Annotated in this window: 18 protein-coding genes and 1 tRNA gene; 8 read left to right on the forward strand and 11 right to left on the reverse strand. The window is 73.4% G+C overall.

Annotation, left to right across the window (positions count from 1 at the left end; translation table 11 throughout):
- Positions 1-132: 132 nt before the first annotated feature.
- The 4 genes from ACP7TJ_RS13250 to ACP7TJ_RS13265 all read left to right on the forward strand — a co-directional run bounded on the left by ACP7TJ_RS13250 (position 133) and on the right by ACP7TJ_RS13265 (position 3,999).
- A complete protein-coding gene (locus tag ACP7TJ_RS13250) occupies positions 133-1,227 on the forward strand; it encodes an energy-coupling factor ABC transporter permease (protein ID WP_367461405.1) in 1,095 nt (364 codons plus the stop codon).
- A 1-nt stretch (position 1,228) separates the two neighbouring features.
- On the forward strand, positions 1,229-1,990 hold the full coding sequence (gene cbiQ / locus ACP7TJ_RS13255; protein ID WP_401542082.1) for a cobalt ECF transporter T component CbiQ: 762 nt from the start codon (positions 1,229-1,231) through the stop codon (positions 1,988-1,990).
- Positions 1,978-2,748 carry an energy-coupling factor ABC transporter ATP-binding protein gene (locus ACP7TJ_RS13260; RefSeq protein WP_093765615.1) on the forward strand — a complete coding sequence of 257 codons (771 nt, stop codon included), beginning with the start codon at positions 1,978-1,980 and terminating at the stop codon, positions 2,746-2,748. The genes cbiQ and ACP7TJ_RS13260 overlap by 13 nt, the downstream gene beginning before the upstream one ends.
- Positions 2,749-2,829: 81 nt before the next feature.
- Positions 2,830-3,999, forward strand: coding sequence for a serine hydrolase domain-containing protein (locus ACP7TJ_RS13265; protein WP_427763254.1), 1,170 nt, complete (start codon positions 2,830-2,832; stop codon positions 3,997-3,999).
- A gap of 42 nt (positions 4,000-4,041) precedes the next feature.
- Here the strand turns inward: ACP7TJ_RS13265 and ACP7TJ_RS13270 are convergent, their stop codons facing one another.
- The 4 genes from ACP7TJ_RS13270 to ACP7TJ_RS13285 form a co-directional block, all read right to left on the reverse strand.
- Complete coding sequence (locus ACP7TJ_RS13270) at positions 4,042-4,317, reverse strand: DUF1876 domain-containing protein (RefSeq protein ID WP_093765613.1); 276 nt, start codon at positions 4,315-4,317, stop codon at positions 4,042-4,044.
- Positions 4,318-4,428: 111 nt separating this feature from the next.
- Positions 4,429-4,941, reverse strand: a complete 513-nt coding sequence (locus ACP7TJ_RS13275) for a YbaK/EbsC family protein (RefSeq protein WP_427763257.1) — start codon at positions 4,939-4,941, stop codon at positions 4,429-4,431.
- Between the two features lie 130 nt (positions 4,942-5,071).
- On the reverse strand, positions 5,072-7,291 hold the full coding sequence (locus tag ACP7TJ_RS13280) for an MMPL family transporter (RefSeq protein WP_093765674.1): 2,220 nt from the start codon (positions 7,289-7,291) through the stop codon (positions 5,072-5,074).
- A 141-nt stretch (positions 7,292-7,432) separates the two neighbouring features.
- Positions 7,433-8,035: a TetR/AcrR family transcriptional regulator gene (locus ACP7TJ_RS13285; protein ID WP_093765611.1), complete on the reverse strand. Its 603-nt coding sequence runs from the start codon at positions 8,033-8,035 to the stop codon at positions 7,433-7,435.
- Positions 8,036-8,222: 187 nt separating this feature from the next.
- Here ACP7TJ_RS13285 and ACP7TJ_RS13290 point away from each other — a divergent pair, with 187 nt between their 5' ends.
- Entirely contained in the window at positions 8,223-11,474 is a 3,252-nt protein-coding gene (locus ACP7TJ_RS13290) for a S41 family peptidase (RefSeq protein WP_427763260.1), read from the forward strand.
- Positions 11,475-11,549: 75 nt separating this feature from the next.
- Here ACP7TJ_RS13290 and ACP7TJ_RS13295 read toward each other — a convergent pair whose 3' ends face one another.
- The 4 genes from ACP7TJ_RS13295 to ACP7TJ_RS13310 all read right to left on the reverse strand — a co-directional run bounded on the left by ACP7TJ_RS13295 (position 11,550) and on the right by ACP7TJ_RS13310 (position 15,136).
- Complete coding sequence (locus tag ACP7TJ_RS13295; RefSeq protein WP_093765609.1) at positions 11,550-11,726, reverse strand: hypothetical protein; 177 nt, start codon at positions 11,724-11,726, stop codon at positions 11,550-11,552.
- Between the two features lie 76 nt (positions 11,727-11,802).
- Positions 11,803-12,687 (reverse strand): SDR family oxidoreductase, encoded by an 885-nt coding sequence (locus ACP7TJ_RS13300; RefSeq protein WP_093765608.1) that lies wholly within the window; start codon positions 12,685-12,687, stop codon positions 11,803-11,805.
- Positions 12,684-13,622 (reverse strand): alpha/beta fold hydrolase, encoded by a 939-nt coding sequence (locus ACP7TJ_RS13305; RefSeq protein WP_427763262.1) that lies wholly within the window; start codon positions 13,620-13,622, stop codon positions 12,684-12,686. The genes ACP7TJ_RS13300 and ACP7TJ_RS13305 overlap by 4 nt, the downstream gene beginning before the upstream one ends.
- Positions 13,619-15,136, reverse strand: a complete 1,518-nt coding sequence (locus ACP7TJ_RS13310) for a flavin-containing monooxygenase (protein WP_093765606.1) — start codon at positions 15,134-15,136, stop codon at positions 13,619-13,621. Before ACP7TJ_RS13310 ends, ACP7TJ_RS13305 begins: the two co-directional genes overlap by 4 nt.
- Before the next feature lie 132 nt (positions 15,137-15,268).
- Between ACP7TJ_RS13310 and ACP7TJ_RS13315 the strand changes: the two genes are divergently transcribed.
- A complete protein-coding gene (locus ACP7TJ_RS13315; RefSeq protein WP_093765605.1) occupies positions 15,269-15,934 on the forward strand; it encodes a MerR family transcriptional regulator in 666 nt (221 codons plus the stop codon).
- Positions 15,935-15,942: 8 nt separating this feature from the next.
- Here the strand turns inward: ACP7TJ_RS13315 and ACP7TJ_RS13320 are convergent, their stop codons facing one another.
- A complete protein-coding gene (locus tag ACP7TJ_RS13320) occupies positions 15,943-16,743 on the reverse strand; it encodes an exodeoxyribonuclease III (RefSeq protein WP_367548242.1) in 801 nt (266 codons plus the stop codon).
- A gap of 51 nt (positions 16,744-16,794) precedes the next feature.
- Between ACP7TJ_RS13320 and ACP7TJ_RS13325 the strand changes: the two genes are divergently transcribed.
- Both ACP7TJ_RS13325 and ACP7TJ_RS13330 read left to right on the forward strand, forming a co-directional pair.
- Complete coding sequence (locus tag ACP7TJ_RS13325) at positions 16,795-17,271, forward strand: GNAT family N-acetyltransferase (RefSeq protein WP_093765672.1); 477 nt, start codon at positions 16,795-16,797, stop codon at positions 17,269-17,271.
- A 24-nt stretch (positions 17,272-17,295) separates the two neighbouring features.
- Positions 17,296-17,646, forward strand: coding sequence for a hypothetical protein (locus tag ACP7TJ_RS13330; protein ID WP_380796636.1), 351 nt, complete (start codon positions 17,296-17,298; stop codon positions 17,644-17,646).
- Positions 17,647-17,788: 142 nt separating this feature from the next.
- On the opposite strand, the gene ACP7TJ_RS13335 is transcribed toward ACP7TJ_RS13330, so the two are convergent.
- Together ACP7TJ_RS13335 and sepX are read right to left on the reverse strand one after the other, a co-directional pair.
- A tRNA-Ala gene (locus ACP7TJ_RS13335) sits at positions 17,789-17,862 on the reverse strand.
- A gap of 60 nt (positions 17,863-17,922) precedes the next feature.
- Positions 17,923-19,173, reverse strand: coding sequence for a divisome protein SepX/GlpR (gene sepX / locus ACP7TJ_RS13340; RefSeq protein ID WP_167743367.1), 1,251 nt, complete (start codon positions 19,171-19,173; stop codon positions 17,923-17,925).
- Positions 19,174-19,217 lie beyond the last annotated feature (44 nt).

The following is a 19,217-nucleotide window of genomic DNA, read 5'->3' on the forward strand; positions in this document are numbered from 1 at the left end:
CGTGCACCCAAATCGGAATCCGCGCTTCCGAGCAGCCTCTCTCACAGATGAGACAGACGGGACGCACGGCGGGACGTAGAACAAGTCACTCGCTCTTGCGAAAGGTTCGCAAGAGGCCACATCATCGAGTCCGTGCACGCACCTGACGGATTCATCGACGTCCCCGTATCCGCCGCCGCCGGCCTCCTCGCCGCCGGCGCGATCGCCGTGAGCCTGCGCGGCGCGCGCCGCGAGCTGGACGACACCGCACGCCCCGGTGCGGGCGCCGGCGCCGAGCGCACCGCCCCGCTGGCCGGGCTGGTGGCGGCGTTCATCTTCGCCGTGCAGATGCTGAACTTCCCGGTGGCGGCCGGCACCAGCGGCCACCTCCTCGGCGGCGCCCTCGCCGCTATCCTCGTCGGCCCGTACACGGGTGTGCTGTGCGTGTCCGTGGTGCTGATGCTCCAGGCCGTGCTGTTCGCCGACGGCGGCCTCACCGCGCTCGGTGTGAACATCACCACCATGGCGATCACCACCACCGTGGTGGCCTACGCGCTGTTCCGCGGCCTGGTGAAGGTGCTGCCGCGGTCCCGCCGCTCGGTGACCGCCGCGTCCTTCGTGGCCGCCCTGGTCTCCGTCCCCGCCTCCGCGGTCGTCTTCACGCTGCTGTACGCGGTGGGCGGCACCACCGACGTGTCGATCGGCAAGGTCGCCACCGCGATGGTGGGCGTGCACGTCCTGATCGGCCTCGGCGAGGCCGCCATCACCGCGCTGACCGTCGGCGCGGTGATCGCCGTCCGCCCGGACCTGGTGCACGGGGCGCGCGGGCTGCGGCAGAGGCTGAAGCTGCGGGTGAACGGCGAACTGGTCGACGCCCCGGAGACCGCGGAGCCCGTCCCGGCCGCCGCGCGCTCCCCGCGCAAGGTCTGGATCGCCGGCCTGGTCACCTCGCTGGTGCTCGCCGGGTTCGTGAGCTTCTACGCCTCGGCGGACCCGGACGGCCTGGAGAAGGTCGCCGCCGACCACGGCATCGACCAGCAGGCCGAGGAGCACGCGGTCGCGGACTCGCCGCTCGCCGACTACGGCGTGAAGGACGTCGACGACGCCCGGCTGTCCGGCGGTCTCGCGGGCGTGATCGGCGTCGGCGTGACGGTCGTCGCGGGCACGGGCGTGTTCTGGGCGGTCCGCCGCCGGCGCACCACCGACGAGCAGGCGGAGGCCCCGTCCCCCGCCGGCACGAGCGTCTGACGTGGGCGCGGGTCACTCCCACCGGCTCTACCGGCACGGCCACTCCCCCGTGCACGCGCTGCCGCCGCACACCAAGCTCGCCGCGGTGCTCGCGTTCGTGATCGTGGTCGTGTCGACGCCGCGCGAGGCGATGTGGGCGTTCGCGGCGTACGCCGTGCTGCTCGCCGCGGTCGCGTACGCGGCGCGCGTGCCGGCCGCCTTCCTGCTGAAGCGGCTGCTGATCGAGGTGCCGTTCGTCGCGTTCGCCGTGCTGCTGCCGTTCGTCGCCGAGGGCGAGCGGGTCGACGTCCTCGGGCTGTCGCTGAGCGTGAACGGCCTGTGGGGCGCCTGGAACGTGCTGGCCAAGGGCACCCTCGGCGTCGCCGCGTCGGTGCTGCTCGCGGCCACCACCGAACTGCGGGAGCTGCTGCACGGCCTCCAGCGGCTCAGGCTGCCGCCGCTGCTGGTGCAGATCGCGTCCTTCATGGTCCGCTACGGCGACGTCATCACCGACGAGATGCGCCGGATGCGGATCGCCCGCGAGTCCCGGGGCTTCGAGGCGCGCGGGATACGGCACTGGGGTGTGCTCGCCAAGTCGGCGGGCGCGCTGTTCATCCGCTCCTACGAACGCGGCGAGCGCGTCCACCTGGCGATGGTGAGCCGCGGCTACACCGGTGTCATGCCGGTGATCGACGAGGTGGCGGCGTCCCGGGCGCAGTGGTCGTACGCCCTGGCCCTCCCCTGCACCGCCCTCGTCGTGTGTCTGCTGGGATGGACCCTGTGAGTACTGCTTCCCTGGAGGTCTCCGGCCTCGCGTTCGCCTACCCCGACGGCCATCAGGCCCTGTTCGGCGTGGACTTCACCATCGGGCGCGGCGAGCGGGTCGCGCTGCTCGGGCCGAACGGCGCCGGCAAGACCACCCTCGTGCTGCACCTCAACGGCATCCTCAGCGGCGGCGCGGGCACGGTGAAGGTGGCCGGGCTCGAGGTCGGCAAGCGGAACATGGCGGAGATCAGGCGCCGGGTCGGCATCGTCTTCCAGGACCCGGACGACCAACTGTTCATGCCGACGGTGCGGGAGGACGTCGCGTTCGGTCCGGCGGCGGCCGGGCTGAAGGGGGCCGAGCTGGAGGCGCGCGTGGACCGGGCGCTGGAGCGGGTCGGCATGGCGGAGTTCAAGGACCGCCCGCCGCACCACCTCTCCTTCGGGCAGCGGCGCCGGGTGGCCGTGGCGACCGTGCTGGCGATGGAGCCGGAGATCCTCGTCCTGGACGAGCCGTCCTCCAACCTCGACCCGGCCTCGCGCCGTGAACTGGCCGACATCCTGCGGTCGTTGGACGTCACGGTCCTGATGGTCACGCACGACCTGCCGTACGCGCTGGAGCTGTGCCCGCGCGCGCTGATCCTCAGCGACGGCGTGATCGCGGCCGACGGCCCGACGGCCGGTCTGCTCGCCGACGACGGCCTGATGCGGGCACACCGCCTGGAGCTGCCGTACGGCTTCGACCCGCGTTCCGTGGCGGCGCCGCCCGGCCGTGGGTGACGGGCGCGCCGCACCCCGGAATCGCAGGCGCGGCGGCGTGGTTGCACCCACTGTCGCAGGCGAGTGGAAGGACGACAGGACGTGGACGTCGAGGTGCGCGGCACGGTGGCCGGCGGCTGGGAACCGGTCCGGGAGGCGTTCGCCCGGAACTTCGAGCGGCTCGGGGAGCGCGGGGCGGCGCTCGCCGTGTACCGGGACGGGCGCCGCGTCGTGGACCTGTGGGCCGGGACGAAGGACGTCGACGGCGCCGCGCCCTGGCAGCGGGACACCGCCCAGGTCGTACGGTCGGCGACGAAGGGCGTCGCGGCCGCCGCGCTGCTGATGCTGTACGAGCGGGGCCTGCTGGACCTGGACGCGCCGGTCGGACGGTACTGGCCGGAGTTCAAGGCGCACGGCAAGGAGGGCACGCTGGTCCGGCACGTCCTCGGGCACCGCGCCGGGCTGCCGGTGCTGGACCGTCCGCTGAGCTTCGCCGAGGCCACCGATCCGGTACGGGCCGCCGAGGCGGTCGCCGCGCAGGCCCCCGTGTGGGAGCCGGGCACGGACCACGGCTATCACGCGCTGACGTACGGCTGGCTGGTGGACGAGCTGGTGCGCCGGGTGACGGGCCGGGGCACCGGCGAGTGGATCGCGTCCGAGATCGCGGCTCCGCTGGGCCTGGACCTGTGGGTGGGCCTCCCGGACTCCGAGGCGCACCGCGTCGGCCGGGCCGGCACAATCGAGGCGCCCGAGCCGTCGGGGGCGCTGCGCGCCCGTCCCAAGCGCTCGGTCACCGCCGCCTACGCCGACCCCGGTTCCCTCACCCGCCGCGCCTTCGCCGCGATCGAGCCGTCCCCGGACCACAACGACCCGGCGTTCCACGCGGCCGCCCTGCCCGCCGCCAACGGCATAGCGACGGCGGACGGGCTGGCCCGCTTCTACGCGTCACTCGTCGGGCCGGTCGACGGGGTGCGTCTGCTCTCCCCGGACACGGTGGAACGCGCCCGCGCCGAGGAGTCGGCGGGCCCCGACCGGGTCCTGGTGGTCGGCACCCGTTTCGGGCTCGGCTACATGCTGCACGGCAGTGCCTCCCCCTTCCTGGCCCCGGGCTCCTTCGGCCACCCCGGCCGCGGCGGCTCCCTCGGCTTCGCCGACCCGGAGTCCGGCGTCGCCTTCGGCTACGTCACGGGCGGTTTCCGCAGGACGGTCACCGCGGACCCCAGGGCCCAGGCGCTGATCCGCGCGGTACGGGAGTGCGTGCCGGCGTCCTGAACACGGTCGCCCTGGACGCGGTCGCCCTGGACGCGGATCGTCCTAGACGTGGATCGGGTGGGAGACGCGGCCGGCCGCCTCGTCGATCTCGCGGTGCGCCTTGTCGAGCATCTGCATGGCGAGTTCGTTCAGGGCCCGGGCGCCGGCGATCTCCTCCCCGACCCGCGGCTGATTGGGGTCGGTGTAGTGCCGGGACGCGTGCCCGTGGCCGCGCACCTCGGACCCGTCGGGCAGCCTGACCATCGCGACCGCGCGGGTGTGCTGGTCGTCCTCCATGAACTCCAGCTCCACGTGCCATCCCACTGCGGTGTGCATCATGACGGATCACCTCCGGATGTCCTCTCGTTCCAGAGTGCGCCTCCCCCCGCCGCCCTGCACCCGGCGGGCGGCACGGGCGACGCGTCGTTCTCCACACCGGCGCCCGAGGCGTCACGCCTCGCGTTCCCGGACGTCCACCAGCGTGGCGCCCGCGTGGGTGATCAGGTCCTTCGGGGGCATCGGGAAGACCGTGTAGGGGGTGCCGGCCGCGGCCCAGACCACGGGGTGGGCGAGGAGGGAGCGGTCGGCGAGGACGCGGGTGCGGGTGCGGTGGCCGAAGGGGGGTACGCCGCCGATGGCGTACCCCGTGGTCTCGCGCACGACGTCGGCCTTCGCACGGGCGACACGCGCCGCGCCCAGTTCCTCGCGGACCCGCTCGAGGTCGACGCGGGACGCGCCGTCCATGAGGACCAGGACCGGCTCGCCGTCGGCGGCGAAGATCAGCGACTTGCAGATCCGGCTGAGCTCGCAGCCGATCGCGGCGGCGGCCTCGGCGGCGGTGCGGGTGGCCTCGGGGAAGCGGCGGACCTGGCCGACCACGTCCCCCAGGCCCCGTTCCCGCAGGGCCTCGGCGAAACGGGGGTGGGCCGCGGAGCCCTCGGTGTCGGTGGCTGAGGTGGTCATGCGCGGCACCGTAACCGGCGGAACCCGGCGCACGCGACCTCGTTCCGTGCGGTGGACGCACACGGGGAAGCCGGTGAGGGCGCCCCGTCCCCACGGAGCCCTCACCGGCTGGTCGTGACCGTCCGGGCGGTCAGGCCCGGACGAGTTCCTTGTCCTCGTCGTCCTTGTCCGCCGCGCGGTCGTGCACGGCGAGGCTCTCGCCCTCGACGTCCACGTTGGGCAGCGCCCGGTCCAGCCACTTCGGCAGCCACCAGGCCTTGGCGCCGAGCAGCGCCAGGACGGCCGGGACGATGGCCATGCGGACCACGAACGCGTCGAAGAGGACGGCGATCGCGAGGCCGAAGCCGATCATCTTGACCATGGAGTCGCTGGACCCGATGAACCCGGAGAACACCGCGATCATGATGATCGCCGCGGCGGTCACCACCCGCGCGCTGTACCGGAATCCGGTGACCACGGCCTGCGCCGGCTTCTCGCCGTGGACGTGGGCCTCGCGGATGCGGGTGACGAGGAAGACCTCGTAGTCCATGGCCAGTCCGAAGACCACGCCGACCATGAAGATCGGCATCATCGACATGATCGGGCCGGTCTCCTCGACGCCCATCAGGCCGGACAGCCAGCCCCACTGGTAGACCGCGACGACCGCACCGAGGGCCGCCAGCACGGAGAGCAGGAAGCCGAGGGCCGCCTTCAGCGGGACCAGGATCGAGCGGAACACCACGATCAGCAGCAGGAACGCGAGCCCGACCACCAGCACCAGGTACGGCACCAGCGCGTCGTTCAGCTTCTGCGAGACGTCGATGTTCATCGCCGTGGCGCCGGTGACGAGGACGTCGGCGCCGGTGCCGTCCTTGATGTCGGCGCCCACGGCCCGGATGTCGTGCACCAGGTCCTCGGTGGCGGCCGACGACGGCTTGGCGTCCGGGATGACGGCGATCGTCGCGGTGTCGCCGGCCTTGTTGGGCGCCGCCGGGGCGACGTTCACGACGTTGTCCAGGGCCTTGATCTCGTCGCCGGCCTGCTGGAAGACGGCCTCCGGGTCGTCGCTGCCCTCGGCGTCGACCACGACCACCAGCGGGCCGTTGAAGCCGGGGCCGAAGCCCTCGGAGAGCAGGTCGTAGGCGCGGCGCTGGGTGGTGGACGTCGGCTGGGAGCCGTCGTCGGGCAGGCCCAGCTCCAGGGAGCCGGCCGGGACCGCGGCGGCGCCCAGGCCGACCACGCCGAGGAGCAGCACGGCCAGCGGACGGCGGACGACGAAGCTCGCCCAGCGGGTGCCCATGTTGGGCCGGTCCGCCTTGTCGTTCTTGGCGCGTCCGCCGCCGAGCAGCTTGCTCTTCTCGCCCGCGGGGCGGACGCGGCGGCCCGCGTAGCCGAGCAGGGCGGGGATGAGGGTGAGGGCGATGAGGACCGCGACGGCGACCGTGCCGGCGGCGGCGATGCCCATCTTCGTCAGCATCGGGATGTTGACGACGGACAGGCCCACCAGGGCGATGACGACGGTCAGGCCGGCGAAGACCACGGCGGATCCCGCGGTGCCCACGGCCCGTCCGGCCGCCTCCTCGCGCTCACGCCCCTCGGCCAGTTCGGCGCGGTAGCGGGAGACCACGAACAGGGCGTAGTCGATGCCGACCGCGAGACCGATCATCGAGGCCAGGATGGAGGTGGTGGAGCCCAGGTCGAGCGTGCTCGCCAGCGCGGTGATGGTGGCGACGCCGATGCCGACGCCGACGATCGCGGTGAGCAGCGGCAGTCCGGCGGCGAGCAGCGAGCCGAGGGTGACGACCAGGACGACCGCGGCGACGCCGATGCCGATGATCTCCGCGGAGCCGGTCTCCGGGACGGCCTGGAGGGCGTCACCGCCGATCTCGACGGTCAGCCCGGAGTCGCGGGCGTCCTCGGCGGCGGCCTTCAGGGCCTCGCGGGACGACTCCTCCAGCTCCATGCCGGGGACCTCGTAGGTCACCGAGGCGTAGGCGACCGAGCCGTCCTGGCTGACGCCGCCGCCCTGGTACGGGTCGGTGACCTGGGTGACCTCGGCGCCCCCGGACAGCTCGTCGACGGTCTCCTGGACCGCCGCCTTGTTGCCGGGGTCGGTCATCTTCTGGCCGTCGGGCGCCTTGAAGACGACGCGGGCGGTGGCTCCGTCGGCGCTGGCGCCGGGGAACCGTTCGTCCAGCAGGTCGAAGGCCTTCTGGGCCTCGGTGCCGGGGATGGAGAAGGAGGAGTTGCCGGCGGCGGGCGCGCCGGCCGCTCCGGCGCCCGCGAGCGCCAGCAGCGCCACCCAGAAGAGGGCGACGACGTGCCGTTTCCGGAAGGAGAACCGGCCGAGTCGGTAGAGGAACGTGGCCACGAGGGCGTACTCCCGGTCAGGTCGTGGATGTTTCAGGGCAGGCGGGATCAGCCCGACGACGCTGGAGCTGCCCCCCATGCCTTTCGGGGCCATGGGGGAGGTGACGTCAGGGAGCGGCTGACTCCGGGGCTGACTGGGGGGTCAGTGGGGTGGGGCGACTCCGAGGGCGGGGAGCACCACGGCGTCGATGTACGACGTGAGGAACGCCTGCGTGGGCGGCCGCTCGTCGATCAGCATCCGTGTGGCGAACGCCCCGACGAGCATGTGCACGATGTAGTCCAGCGCCGGGTTGTCCGCGCGGACCTCGCCCCGTCGGATCGCACGGTCGACGATCCGGCGGAACTCCTCGACCTCCGGCTCCACCAGCAGCTCGCGGAGCGCCTGGCGGAGGTCGTCGTTCTGGTGCACCGCCATGGCGAGGGCCCGCATGAGGGCGACGTTCTCCGCCATGACGCAGTCGTCCTCGCGGCCGATGATGGTGTGCAGGTCGCCCCGCAGGGACCCGGTGTCCACGTCGGCGAGGCCGCCCGGCTTCTGGCTGTGCATCGCCCGGACCACCAGCTCGGCCTTGCCGCCCCACTGGCGGTAGAGCGTGGCCTTGCTGGACCGGGTGCGGGCGGCCACGGCGTCCATGGTGAGGGCGTCGTAACCGACCTCACGGAGCAGGTCGAGCACGGCCCGGTACAGCTCGGCCTCGCGCTCGGGGGTGATCCGGCTGCGACGTGACGTCGCGATGTCACTCATACCGACCACCTTTCCGCTCCGGGTCCCACCGCGTCAAAGAAACGACACGGTTTCGTACAAGAAGAAGGTACCCCGCCCACTAACGAAACGAAACGGTTTCGTTCGTGTTCTGCGTCACGGTTGTCAGTTCCGTGTAAGCGACGGGCACGAGTTGCTGCGGTCCGCCCCCCGGAAAAGCATGGGGAGGGTGACGTATCTGCGGCTGCCGCACCTCCAGGACGACCTGCTGTGCTTCGTGGCGGAGGACGACCTCTGGCTCGCCCCGCTGGACGGACCGGGCCGCGCCTGGCGGCTCACCGCCGACCGCACCAAGCTCGGCCACCCCCGCCTCTCCCCCGACGGCCGGCACATCGCGTACACGAGCTGGCGCAGCCTGGACCCCGAGGTGCACCTGGCGCCGGTGGACGGCGGCCCCGGACGGCGGCTGACGTACTGGGGCAGCTCCGACACCCGGGTCTGCGGCTGGTCCCCGCCCGACGAGCAGGGGCACGCCGCGATCCTCGCCGTCACCTCGCACGGCGAGCCCTTCTCCCACTTCACCTGGGCGTACAAACTCGGCCTCGACGGCAGCCCCGGGCGCAAGCTCCCCTGGGGCCCGGTCTCCGACATCCAGGTCGCCGACCTGGCGGACGAGCGCAAGTCACTGCTGCTCACCGGCACCCCGCCGCACGAACCGGCGTCCTGGAAGCGCTACCGGGGCGGCGCCACCGGCCGGCTGTGGCTGCACGGGCACCGTCTGCTGGAGGGGCTCGACGGGCATCTGCACGCGCCGATGTTCGTCGGCGGCCGGATCGCCTTCCTCTCCGACCACGAAGGCATCGGCAACCTCTACTCCTGCGCCCACGACGGCACCGACCTGCGCCGCCACACCGACCACGACGCCTTCTACGCCCGTCACGCCTCCACCGACGGCGCCCGCGTCGTCTACCAGTGCGCGGGCGACCTCTGGATCGTGGACGACCTGGCGCCCGACGCGGAGCCGCGCAGGCTCGACGTGCGGCTGAGCGGTCCGCGCTCCGGCCGGCGCCCGTACCAGGTGCCCGCCGCTCAGCACCTGGACGGCCTGTCCGTCGACGAGACCGGCCGGGCCAGCGCGGTCGTGGTACGCGGCAGCCTGTACTGGCTCACCCACCGCGACGGTCCCGCCCGCACCCTGACCGACACCCCGGGCGTACGGGTGCGGCTGCCGGAGATGCTCGGCGCGGGCGGCCAGGTCGCGTACGTCACGGACGCCGAGGGCGAGGACGCCGTGGAGATCGCCTCGCTGCCCCGGGCGACCGGACCCCGCGCCCACCGGAGGCTGGCCGCCGGGAAGCTGGGCCGGGTGCTGGAGATGGTCGCCGACCCCGAGGGGCAGCGTCTCGCGGTCGCCGCCCACGACGGGCGGCTGCTCCTGGTGGACACCGACGAGGCGACGGACGGGACGGCGGAGGAGGTCACCGAGCTGATCCACTCCGGCAACGGCCCGGTGCGCGACCTCGCCTTCTCCCCCGACGGCGCCTGGCTGGCCTGGTCCCATCCGGTGATCGGCCGGTCGCTGCGGCAGATCAAACTCGCCCGGATCAAGGACCGGCTGGTCCTGGACGTCACAAGCGGTCGCTTCGAGGACGAGAACCCGGTCTTCACCCGGGACGGCCGCTATCTGGCGTTCCTGTCCTGGCGCGGCTTCGACCCGGTGTACGACGTGCACACCGGCGACCTGTCCTTCCCGCTGGGCTGCCGCCCGTACCTGGTGCCGCTGTCGTCGGCGACGCCCTCGCCGTTCGCGCTCAACCCGGAGGGGCGGCCCGCCGCCGGAGGTCTCGACCCGCTGGACGAGGAGGGCGAGGAGGGCGGCACGGTGACCGTGGAGGCGGAGGGCCTGGAGAGCAGGGTGACGCCCTTCCCGGTGGCCGCCTCCAAGTACTCGGGCCTGTACCCGGTCGCGGGCTGCGGTCTTGTGTGGCTGCGCTGGCCGATCTCGGGCGCGCTCGGCGAGACGTTCGCCAACCCCGACGACACCACCGGCCGGCCCACCCTGGAGCACTTCGACGTCCCCAAGGCCAAGAAGTCCGAACTCGTCACCCACCTCGACTTCTTCGCGGTCAGCGGCGACGGCGCCCGGCTGGTGGTGGTCGACGAGGGCGAGCTGCGCGCGGCGCCCGCCACCGAGCCGGGCGACGGCGACTCCACGGTGTGGATCGACCTGCGCCGCGTCAAGCACGAGGCGGACCCGGCGGCCGAGTGGCGCCAGGCGTACGCGGAGGCCGGGCGGCTGATCCGCGCCTACTTCTGGGAGCCGGACATGTGCGGCATCGACTGGGACGGCGTGCTGGAGCAGTACCGCCCGCTGGTCGAACGGGTCGCCTCCCCCGACGAGTTCGCCGACCTGCTGCGCGAGGTCCTCGGCGAACTGGGCACCTCGCACGCCTACGTCACCGCCGCCCGCCGCAACGAGGGGCCCCCGCACTACCAGCGCCGCCAGGGCCTGCTCGGCGCCAACCTGGTGCACCGGGAGGCGGGCTGGACGGTGAAGCGGATCCTTCCCGGCGACTCCTCCGACTCCCGCGCCCGCTCCCCGCTGGCCGGCGCGGGCGTCCGGGAGGGCGCGGTCCTCACCCATGTCGACGGCCGCCCGGTGGACCCCGTCGCCGGACCGTACCCGCTGCTCGCGGCGGCGGGCGGCACTACGGTCGAACTGACCTTCATGCCGGACGGCGAGGGCCCGCCCCGGCGGGTCGCGGTCGTCCCGCTGATCGACGAGACGCCCCTGCGCTACCAGGACTGGGTGGCCAAACGCCGTGCCGTCGTGCGGGAGTTGAGCGGAGGACGCTGCGGGTATCTGCACATCCCCGACATGGGCGGCTCCGGCTGGGCGCAGTTCAACCGGGACGTGCGGATGGAGATGTCCCGGCCCGCGCTCATCGTGGACGTGCGCGGCAACGCGGGCGGGCACATCAGCGAGCTCGTGGTGGAGAAGCTGACCCGCACCATCATCGGCTGGGACCTCACCCGGGACGCCCAGCCCGTGTCGTACGCCTCCAACGCGCCACGCGGGCCCGTGGTGGCGCTGGCCGACGAGGCGACCAGCTCCGACGGCGACATGATCACCGCCGCGTTCAAACTGCTCGAGCTCGGCCCGGTGGTGGGGCAGCGCACCTGGGGCGGGGTGGTCGGCATGACCGGCCGGCACCGGCTCGGGGACGGCACGGTGATCACGGTGCCGATGAACGCGGCCTGGTTCGACGCGTACGGCTGGTCCGTGGAGAACCGGGGCGTCGACCCCGACCTGGAGGCGCTGCGCACCCCGCTGGACTGGGCCGAGGGCCGGCACGCGGTCCTGGACGACGCCGTGCGGCTCGCCCTGGACCTGCTGGAGGCCGAACCGCCCGCCTCGCCCCCGGGATACGCCGACGTGCCCGACCGGTCGCGTCCCACGCTGCCGCCGCGGAGCCGCTGAGGACGTGAGAAAGGGGTGCCCCCTTCGCCAGGGGCACCCCTTCCTACGGCACGTCACTGCCCGGGTGGTTCGACGTCAGACCTCGTGGTCCTGGTCGAAGCGCTCCTCGGACTCGCGGCGACGCTGCGGGTCCGTCTCGTCGTCCCGACGGCGGCCGCGGTTCTGCAGCTGCTCCTTGCCCTGCTGGGCGCGCTGCTTGGCCTGCTGCTGGAACTGGCCGGCCTTCTCCTGCATCTGGTCCTTCATACCCATGTGGGTTCACTCCCGTTGTGGGGTGGGGGAACTTGCCCCATCAGATTCACACGGGCGGTGACCCTGCGCATGTCGATCAGTCACGCACCGTAGCGCGGTGCTGTTCGTCGGCGGTGCCGCCCGCTCCGACCAGCCCGATGCGCAGCCCGTCGAGCCGGCCCGCGAACCGCTTCATCTCCCGTTGCCCCACGGTGCCGATGAGGGCGGGGAGGTAGCCGCGGATGCCCTGCATGCCGCGCAGCCACGCCTGCCCGTAGACGTGCGCGGAGCGCCGCTCGATGCCGGCGACGAGGCGGTCCACGGCGGGTCCGAGCGGGTAGGTCCTGTTGGCCGGCCAGGGCAGCCGCTGCCTCAACTCCCGCATGACGTCGTCCTGGTCGGCGCCGCGCACCATGTCGGTGTCGGTCCACGACAGATAGCCGACGCCCACCTTCACGCCCTGGTGGCCGACTTCGGCGCGCAGCGCGTGCGCGTACGCCTCCACACCGGACTTGGAGGCGCAGTACGCCGTCATCATCGGCGCGGGGGTGATCGCGGCGAGCGACGCTATCTGGAGCAGATAGCCGCGGCTCTCGGTGAGCAGCGGCAGGAACGCCCGCGCGGTGACGGCCGATCCGACGAGGTTGACCTCGATCACCCGCCGCCAGGCCTCCGGGTCGGACTCGGTGAACGGGCCGCCCGTCGCCACACCGGCGTTGGCGACCACGATGTCCACCCGGCCGAACCGCTCCCGCACCTCCGCGGCGACCCGGGTCATCGCCTCGTGGTCGGTGACGTCCGCGTACCAGTGGTCGCTGTCGCCGTGCAGCCGCGCGGAGACGTCCTTCAGCGCGTCCGGTTCGAGACCGACCAGCGCCACCTTCACTCCGCGCGCGGAGAGTTTGCGGGCGAGCAGCTCCCCGACCCCGCGCGCCGCGCCGGTGACGACGGCGACCTTTCCTTCGAGACTGACCCTGCTCATGCGCTCTCCTCGGCGGGTACGGGGGGCTGTGGGGCACTCACGTGGGCGGTGACGAGGTCCCGGATCCGCGCGGTGACCAGGCCGGGCGCCTCGACGGGGGTCATGTGGCCGACGCCGGGCAGTTCGGTGAGGCCGCGGCAGTCGGGCAGCGCGGCGGCGAGCGCGCGGGCGTGCACGGGCGGGGTGAGCCGGTCGGCGGTGCCGACGACGACCTCCGCGGGCACGGTCAACTCGCGTACGGCGGCGTCGAGATCGAGGCCGGCGAGGACGTGGGACCAGGCGTGGCGCACGGCGCGGGGGCAGGCGTGCACGATGCGGGCGCAGGCCTCCACCATGTCGGGCGCCGAGGCGGGGCCCATGGTCGCGTACTTGAGGATGCGGCGGGCGGCCGGGGTGACCGGGCCGAGCGGGGCGCGGCTGGCGATGATCCGCCCGGTGATCCAGGTCCGGACCCGGCCCGGCCGCAGCGGCAGCACCGTGGACTCGGGGACGAGCCGCGCACTGCCCGTGCTGCACAGCAGGACGGCGGCGGCGTGTTCGCGGAACGCGGGCCGTCCGGCGGCGGCCATCATCGTCATGCCGCCCATGGAGTGCCCGGCGATCACGGCGCGTTCGCCGGGGGCGAGGGTGGCGGTGAGGACGGCCTCGAGGTCGTCGGCGAGCGCGTCCGTGCTGCACGCGGGGCTCGCCGGGGTGCGTCCGTGGCCGCGCTGGTCGTAGGCGATCACCCGGTGGTCGGCGGCGAGTTCGCGGATCTGCGCGGCCCAGAAGGCGGTCGAGCAGGTCCAGCCGTGCGCGAGGACGACGGCGGGCGCGCCCTCCGGTCCGTGCACCTCGACGTGGACCGGGGCGCCGTCGGCGGACGTGGCGGTCAGTACGCGCACCGGGGCGGGCGGGGCGTAGCGCCCGGTGGTGACGGGGGACGGGCGGCTCACGCGGCCACCTCCGCGTTCTCCGCGCCGGCCTCGGGCCGCGTCCCGGTGGCGCGCAGCACGGCGTACTCGGCGAGGTCGACGCGGCGGGTGGCGCGCCGGAACTCGGCTGTCGTACCGGGCCAGATGGTGGTGTTGCGGCCACTGGCGTCGAGGTACCAGCTGGTGCAGCCGCCGGTGTTCCACACCGTGCGCTTCATCCGCTCCTGCACCCGGTGGTTCCAGGCGCGGACCGCGCTGGGGCGGGCGTCGAGGGCGACCCGGCCCCCGAGGACGTCGAGCTGGCGCAGGTAGTCGGCCATGTAGTTCAGCTGGGACTCGATCATCAGGATCATCGAGGAGTTCCCGAGACCGGTGTTGGGGCCGATGATCGTCATCCAGTTGGGGAAGCCGGCCGCGGAGGCGCCGCGCAGCGCCTGCATGCCGCCCGACCAGGTCTCGGCGAGCGTGGTGCCCTCGGGGCCGACGACCCGCTCGGCGATCGGCATGTCGGTGACGTGGAAGCCGGTGGAGAAGACGATCGCGTCGACCTCGGCCTCGGTGCCGTCGGCGGCGACCAGGGTCGAGCCGCGCACCTCGGTCAGCCCGCTCGCGACGACGTCCACGTTGGGCTGCGCGAGGGCCGGGTAGTACGTGCTGGACAGCAGGATCCGCTTGCAGCCGATGCGGTAGTCGGGCGTGAGCTTGGCGCGCAGCGCCGGGTCCTTGATCGCCCGCGCCATGTTCCGCCTGGCGAGCTGCTCGACGAAGCCCAGCTCGCCCGGGTGCTTGGTGAACGCCTGGACCTGGAGCTCGCGGATGCCCCACAGCACCCCGCGGCGCAGCTTGGTGGTGAACGGCAGCGCCCGGTGCACGGCGCGCTCGGCGGCGCCGATGGGCCGGTCCATGCGGGGCAGCACCCAGGCGGGGGTGCGCTGGAACAGGGTGAGCTTCTCCACCTGCGGCTGGATCGACGGGACGATCTGGATCGCGGAGGCGCCGGTGCCGATCACGGCGACGCGCTTGCCGCGCAGGTCGTAGTCGTGGTCCCAGCGGGCGGAGTGGAACACCTTGCCGGGGAAGGCGTCGAGGCCGGGCACGTCCGGCAGCTTGGGCTCGGACAGCGGCCCGGTGGCGGAGACGACGACGTCCGCGCTCCAGTTCCCGCCGGTGGTCTCGATGTCCCAGCGCAGCCGCTCGGCGTCCCAGGTCATCCGCTTCACCTCGGCGTTGAAGCGGAGGTGCGGGCGCAGCCCGAAGGTGTCGGTGACGTGCTCCAGGTAGGCGCGGATGTGCTCCTGGCCGGAGAAGGAGCGCGGCCAGTCGGGGTTGGGCGCGAAGGAGAAGGAGTACAGGTGCGAGGGCACGTCGCAGGCGCACCCGGGGTAGCTGTTGTCGCGCCAGGTGCCGCCGACGCCGCCGGCCCGCTCCAGGACGACGAAGTCCGTGATCCCCTCGCGTCGCAGCCGTACGGCGGCCCCGAGTCCGCCGAATCCCGACCCGATCACCGCGACCCGTACATGCTCGTGCTCGGCCATCCCAAAGCCTCCGCGCATCGCTCAGAACCATGCCAGTGAACACTGGCGCAATGGGGAGCGTAGAGCAGTGCCGTACTCATGGGTAGGGGGCGTGCGAGGAAAGTTACCGCCGGTACGACCTAGGCTTCAGGCGTGGCAGACGACAGCGGCACCCCCACGGAACGGCGCGAGTACCGCACGGAGGAGCTGGCGCGGCTCGCCGGCATCACCGTGCGCACCCTCCGCTTCTACCGCGAACGCAAACTGCTCCCGCCACCGCGCCGCGAGGGCCGCATCGCCTGGTACGACGACCACCACCTGGCCCGGCTGCGCACCATCACGGCGCTGCTGGAGCGCGGCCACACCCTGAACGGCATAGCCGAGCTGGCCGAGGCCTTCGACCACGGCCGCGGCGTCGGCGACCTGCTCGGCATGGAGGTCCCCACCGAGGAGACCCCGGTCCGCCTCACCCCCGAGGAGCTCGCCGACCACTTCGCCGGCGAGGTCACCCCCGAGAACCTGGCCGCCGCCCTGGACCTCGGCTACCTCGGCGTCGACGGCGAGGAGATCGTCCACATCAGCCGCCGCCTGCTGGAGGTGTCGTCCGCGCTGGTCCGCGAGGGCATCCCGCTCGGCGAGGTGCTCCGCACCGGCGCGGAGGTCCGCACCCACGCCGACACCCTCGCCGACCTCTTCGCCGGCCTCATCCTCCGCCACGCCCCCGAGGAAACCCTCCACCGCCTGCGCCCCCTGGCCCGCAGCGTGGTGGACGCGGAACTGTCCCTGGCGCTGGACCGGAGACTGCGGAAGCGGGACTGAGCTCGGGCCTACCCGTAGACGACCGTCACCGGCGCGTGGTCCGACCAGCGTTCGGCGTGCGTCGCCGCCCGCTCCACGTACGCCTTCACGGCGCGGCCCGCGAGCCCCGGGGTCGTCATCTGGTAGTCGATGCGCCATCCCGTGTCATTGTCAAAGGCCCGCCCCCGGTACGACCACCACGAGTACGGGCCGTCCACGTCCGGGTGCAGGGCGCGCACCACGTCGACGTAGCCGCCGTCGGCCGGGTCGAGGACCCGGGAGAGCCACTCCCGCTCCTCGGGCAGGAAGCCGGAGTTCTTGGTGTTGCCGCGCCAGTTCTTCAGGTCGGCCTTCTCGTGCGCGATGTTCCAGTCGCCGCAGACCACGACCTCGCGCCCGTCGGCGGCGGCCTTCTCCCGCAGCTCCTTGAGGTACGCGAGGAACTCGTCCATGAAGCGGACCTTCTCGTCCTGGCGCTCCGTGCCGACCTCGCCGGACGGCAGGTACAGGGAGGCGACGGTCACACCGGGCAGATCCGCCTCGACGTACCGTCCGCTGCCGTCGAACTCCGCCGAGCCGAAGCCGATCCGCACGCGCTCGGGCTCGCGCCGGGTGTACAGCGAGACGCCCGCGCGCCCCTTGGCGGCGGCCGGCGCGTGCACCACGTGCCACCCCTCGGGCTCCCGCACCGTCTCGGGGAGCTGCGCCGCCTCGGCCCGCACCTCCTGGAGGCACAGCACATCGGCGGAGGTCCCGGCGAGCCACTCCACGAAGCCCTTCTTCGCGGCGGCGCGGAGTCCATTGACGTTGACAGAGGTCACGGTGAGCACCAGGGCACGATACGACACGCGCAGGTCCGGGCATGTTTTACGGTGTTCGTCATGGAAATCCGCCCGGTCCCCTACGACCATCCCGACGCCGTGAAGCTGGACGCAGCCGTCCAGGCCGAGTACGACATCCGCTACGGCGACGGCGGCGACGCCACCCCCATGGACCCCGCGGACTTCCGGCCCCCCAACGGCATCTACCTGATCGCCTACGACGAGCTCGGCGTCCCGGTCGCCTCCGGCGGCTGGCGCGTCCAGGACGCCAACGGGGAGGGCAACCAGGACGGCGACGCGGAGCTGAAGCGCATGTACGTCGTCGAGGAGATGCGCGGCCGGGGCCTCGCCCGCCGCATCCTCGCCGCCCTGGAGGACGACGCCCGCGCCGCCGGCCGCGTCCGCATGGTCCTGGAGACCGGCACCAAGCAGCCGGAGGCCATCGCCCTCTACGCCTCCAGCGGTTACGAGCCCTGCGAGAAGTTCGGTTACTACCGCTTCCACGAGGAGAGCCTCTGCTACGCGAAGAAGCTGTAGGGCGCCTTCGGGCCAGGTGTGCCGGTGGTACGCCTTGTTGGCGATCCGCCGGCCCGCGTCGGTGCGGTACTCGTCCAGGGACCAGGAGCCGAACCTTCCGTCCCGCAGCCCCTCGACGGCGATGTCCGCCGCGGGGCGGCCGACGCGTCCGCGAGCAGCGCCATGCTGGCCCTGGTCGCCACGGGCCACGCGGTCGCCCTGGTCCCGGGCGTCCTGGCGCGCGCCCTGTGCCCCGACGTCACACCGGTCCCCCTGGTGGACCCCCCGACCCGGGGCATCCACGCGATCGCCCCTCGCCGCGACCCGCATCCCCTGACCGCACCACTCCTGGACGATCTGACACGGGTCTTCGCGGCGTCCGGGCGGCGGGGCTGATCCGCGCGCCCGACGGCGGGCCCGGCCTGACGCGCCCTCATGTGGGGCCGCTCACGCCTGCCGGTCCGTGGCCCACGTACGCTCTCGAAGCCCCGACATGCCGAAGCCCCGACCGGGTGAACCCGGCCGGGGCTTCGTTGCGTGGACCTGAGGGGATTTGAACCCCTGGCCCCCTCGATGCGAACGAGGTGCGCTACCGGACTGCGCCACAGGCCCTTGCAACGAGTGAAACTTTAGCATCCCGATCGGGGTGCTCAAAAATCCGTTGGCCGGGCGTTACTCGTTCGCGGCCTTGGGACGGTCGCCGTCCTCGTACTGGTCGAAGAGCGGGGTGCGTCCGCGCTCGCGGGAGCGGCGGGCGGAGGCGGCGCGGCGGGCGTCGGTGCGGCCGTCGCCGGGGTCACGGTCGTCGGCCGCCGGAGGCTCCGGTTCCTCGGCCGCCGCCCGCGCCTTGTCGGCCGGTACGGCGCTGGAGCGGGCCGAGCTCCAGGTGTCCGGGGCGCCGAGGTCGACGTCGCCGGAGGCGCGCGGGGCGACCGGGGCCGTCACGTACGTGGGCAGCGGGACGGGGACCGGGTCCCAGCTGTCGCCGCCCTGACAGGGCCGCCGGCTGCGCTCGCGCTGCTGGTCGACCCACTCGGCGTGGTCGGTCTGCTCGACCAGCGCGCGCCGGTCCGCGGCGAGCGCGGACAGACCCGGGTCGGTGTCGGCGCCCGCTTCCGGGCCCTCCGGTTCGTCCGGGTCGGCCTCGTCGGCGACGGGGCGGCGACGGGGCCGCCGCTCGCGCAGCCGCTGGGCCGCGGCCTCGGCCTGGCGGCGGTCCATCTGGTAGGCGAACCGGCGGCGCTCCTGGGAGCGCAGGTAGGCGATGTAGGCGCTGAGCAGCACGGCGGGCACGCCGGGCGCCCAGAGGAACGCCAACCCGCCGACGGCGGCGACGACCGCGCCGAGCGTGAAGGCGAGGAAGAGCATCGTGATGGTGCGCCGGCGGCGCGCGAGCGCCTTCGAGCGCCGGGCGCGCTCGGCGGCGGCCCGCGCGGTGCGGTCCCGGCGGACGGCGTCCGGGGAGCGGCGCGCGGCGGGGACACGTCCCTGGGCGGCCGGCTCGTCTCGCGTGGACGCCGGTTCGCCGCGCGGGGCGGGCGCCTCGGGCGCGTGCGGTGTGCCGCGTTCCTGCGGGGCCCGCCCGCCGTGGCCGGGTTCCGGGTGCTCGTCCGGGAGGGGCGGTACGGGCGCCTGGGTCTGCGGACGGGTCTGGGACACGGCGAAGGCCCGGACGTCCACCGAGTCGGTGATCGCATCCGGGTCGTGGACGCCCTGCTCCCCCTCGTCGGCGGAGCGCGCCCGCAGGTCCTTGGCGTACCGGCGCTCCATGCCCGCCCGTCCGGACAGCAGTCGGATGGCGGTGCTGAAGCGTTCCGTCGGACGTGCCTCGTTCAGCTCGTCCTGCCTACGGAGCCACATCGGCACCAAGTAGGCGGCCCAGGCCCCGACGATGACTGCGTAGATGAGGCCGCTGCTGCTCACGCCTCACACCGTAGAGGGGTTTGCACGGGGCCATAGGCCAATTG

Source organism: Streptomyces sp. DSM 41931, from assembly GCF_050271085.1.
Taxonomy (GTDB): domain Bacteria; phylum Actinomycetota; class Actinomycetes; order Streptomycetales; family Streptomycetaceae; genus Streptomyces; species Streptomyces albogriseolus.

Bases quoted from the DNA above. Each gene is read 5' to 3' on its own strand.
- ACP7TJ_RS13260 (WP_093765615.1), top strand. From the start codon at position 1,978: ATGGACCCTGTGAGTACTGCTTCCCTGGAGGTCTCCGGCCTCGCGTTC.
- ACP7TJ_RS13270 (WP_093765613.1), bottom strand. From the start codon at position 4,317: ATGATGCACACCGCAGTGGGATGGCACGTGGAGCTGGAGTTCATGGAG.
- ACP7TJ_RS13275 (WP_427763257.1), bottom strand. From the start codon at position 4,941: ATGACCACCTCAGCCACCGACACCGAGGGCTCCGCGGCCCACCCCCGT.
- ACP7TJ_RS13285 (WP_093765611.1), bottom strand. From the start codon at position 8,035: ATGAGTGACATCGCGACGTCACGTCGCAGCCGGATCACCCCCGAGCGC.
- ACP7TJ_RS13295 (WP_093765609.1), bottom strand. From the start codon at position 11,726: ATGGGTATGAAGGACCAGATGCAGGAGAAGGCCGGCCAGTTCCAGCAG.
- ACP7TJ_RS13300 (WP_093765608.1), bottom strand. From the start codon at position 12,687: ATGAGCAGGGTCAGTCTCGAAGGAAAGGTCGCCGTCGTCACCGGCGCG.
- ACP7TJ_RS13310 (WP_093765606.1), bottom strand. From the start codon at position 15,136: ATGGCCGAGCACGAGCATGTACGGGTCGCGGTGATCGGGTCGGGATTC.
- ACP7TJ_RS13325 (WP_093765672.1), top strand. From the start codon at position 16,795: ATGGAAATCCGCCCGGTCCCCTACGACCATCCCGACGCCGTGAAGCTG.